Genomic DNA, 262 nt, shown 5'->3' with positions numbered 1-262 from the left:
AAGGAGAAAACTCACCGAGGCAGTTCCATAGGATGGCAAGATCCTGGTATCGGTCTGCGATTCCGACTCGTCCAACATCAATACAACCTATTAATTTCCCCTCGTCAAAAATAAGGTTATCAAGTGAGAAATCACCATGAGTGACGACTGAATCCGGTGAGAATGGCAAAAGTTTATGCATTTCTTTCCAGACTTGTTCAACAGGCCAGCCATTACGCTCGTCATCAAAATCACTCGCATCAACCAAACCGTTATTCATTCG

At 43.9% G+C, this 262-nt stretch carries 1 protein-coding gene; it reads right to left on the bottom strand.

The annotated features are described in order from the left end of the window. Positions 1-262, bottom strand: a 262-nt coding sequence (locus SB754_RS20960) for a phosphotransferase (RefSeq protein WP_410784277.1), incomplete at both ends; no start/stop codon positions are given.

Origin of the sequence: Leifsonia sp. SIMBA_070 (assembly GCF_046534635.1) — a bacterium.
GTDB lineage: Bacteria > Actinomycetota > Actinomycetes > Actinomycetales > Microbacteriaceae > Leifsonia.
The sequence above is the reverse complement of the archived record's forward strand: the minus strand, read 5'-3'. Positions and strand labels throughout refer to the sequence as shown.